Genomic DNA, 2,077 nt, shown 5'->3' on the forward strand with positions numbered 1-2,077 from the left:
CGAGCCCGAGATCGTCGATCTCGCCAACATGCTCAACGAGATGGGCGCCAAGATTGTCGGCGCGGGTACGCCCGTCGTGACCATCGAGGGCGTGGAAGAACTGCATCCTGTTACCCATCGCGTAGTGGGCGACCGCATCGAGGCCGGTACCTTTATCGTTGCCGGTGCGTTGATGGCCGACGATCGCGGTGTCGATGTCATGGGCTTTTGCCCCATTCACTTGGGCATGGTGCTCAAGAAGATGGAGCTCATGGGTATCGACTGCGAGCGTACCGACGACGGCGTCCATGTGAACCGTGCCGAGCGTATCAAGCCGGTCGATATCCAGACGCTTCCGTTCCCCGGTTTCCCGACCGACATGCAGGCGCAGATTATGGTACTCTCCGCCCTTGCCGATGGCAGTTCCGTTATTACCGAAAACATCTTCGAGAATCGCTTTATGTTTGCCTCTGAGCTGGTGCGCATGGGTGCCGACATTCGTATCGAGAGCCATCACGCCATGATTCATGGCGTCAAGGGCTTCTCGGGTGCACAGGTTACCTCGCCCGATCTGCGTGGCGGAGCGGCCCTCGTCGTAGCGGGCTTGATCGCCGACGGGACGACCGAGGTTTCGGCCATTTATCACATCAAGCGCGGCTACGAGCAGTTTGTCGAAAAGCTGCAGGCGCTCGGCGCGCATGTCGAGCATGCTACCGTCCCCGATCCCGTCATCTACTAATACAGGTTGCCTATGTTTAATAAAAAGCCCCTCGCGGATACCGCCACCCGAAGACCCTCAACTGGTGCGCAGGCCAAGATCTACAGTCGCGATAACGTGGCTCGCTATTCCGAGCGCGCTCGCCAACGTCGTCGTAGCCACACGATTCGTCACGTCGCGCTCATTGTCGTGCTTGGCGTGCTGCTGAGTGCCACTACCGCTGCCGGCCTGTGGTTTGCCACCATTATGGGCAAGCTCGGCGATTCTAATGTCATTACCGACAATCTGCGTCGGGTTCTGGTTGACACCGATGAGGCAAAGGATCCGTTCTACGTGCTGCTTCTTGGCACCGACGGCCGTCCGGGCGAGGATACGTATCGTGCCGACTCGATTATCCTGGCACGCATCGACCCCACGCAAAAGCAGGCGACGCTCATTTCCGTTCCGCGCGACACCAAGGTCGAGTACAAGGGCGAGACCATGAAGATCAACGCCTGCCATACCGTTGGCGGCGCCGAGGCCATGGTCGAGGCGGTCAACGAGCTGTGCGGTGTTCAGATTTCCCACTATGCCGAGGTCAGCTTCGACGGTATGCAGGCGCTGATTGATTCGGTTGGCGGTATCGACATTAACGCAACCGATGATGTTGACGACCCCGAGCACCTGGATATTAAGATTACCGCTGGCCAGCAGCATATGGACGGTGCCACCGCCCTTACCTATGCCCGCTGCCGCTACACCTATGCCGACGGCGATTACACGCGCATGCGCCACCAGCGTCAGGTGCTTGGCGCCCTTGCCAACCAGATTCTCAATAACTTCGATGCCACGAAGATCTTTGGCCTGGTTAATTCGCTGTCCGATATGCTCGTAACCGATATGAGCGTTCAGGATATCGTGGCTACGGTCAACGCCATGCGCGGTATGGATGTCGACGGTATCTACTCGGCCAACCTGCCCTCGTACGCCGACGACAGCACCATGATCGACGGTGTGAGCTACGTCTTTGTCTACGAGGACGAGCTCAAGGAAATGATGGAGCGCGTCGATGCCGGCAAGGATCCCAAGGGTCCCAACACCATGGGTCTTTCCGACGGTTCCAGCTCTACGATCGGCGACCTGAACAACAACACGTCTGACGACTACGCAAACGGTACCGCAACCTCATCGGTCAGCTCTGACGATTCCGATGACTCAAGCGATTCGAGCGATTCGGACTACTACGAAGAGCCCACCGGCGACGGCAACGGCTACGAGGCCAACTATTAGAGTTACGCGGTTTTACCAAACCGCATAACCGCTTGACGCTGCGCGGGCCGCATTTGGACAATCTGACGTTCAACTTCAAGGGCGCGACCAGAAGGTCAGCGCCCTTTCGTT

At 58.2% G+C, this 2,077-nt stretch carries 2 protein-coding genes; both read left to right on the forward strand.

Features of this window, described 5'->3' with window-relative positions; genetic code table 11:
* On the forward strand, window positions 1-718 hold a 718-nt coding region (locus ABHR76_RS09910; RefSeq protein WP_346977632.1), incomplete at its 5' end, for a UDP-N-acetylglucosamine 1-carboxyvinyltransferase.
* 12 nt (window positions 719-730) lie between these two features.
* Window positions 731-1,966, forward strand: coding sequence for an LCP family protein (locus ABHR76_RS09915; protein ID WP_271758809.1), 1,236 nt, complete (start codon window positions 731-733; stop codon window positions 1,964-1,966).
* Window positions 1,967-2,077: the final 111 nt, after the last annotated feature.

It is taken from the genome of Collinsella aerofaciens (assembly GCF_039752985.1).
GTDB lineage: Bacteria > Actinomycetota > Coriobacteriia > Coriobacteriales > Coriobacteriaceae > Collinsella > Collinsella aerofaciens_BT.

What these genes read in the sequence shown, in the direction of transcription:
- ABHR76_RS09915 (WP_271758809.1), top strand. Translation starts at nt 731, where the DNA reads ATGTTTAATAAAAAGCCCCTCGCGGATACCGCCACCCGAAGACCCTCA.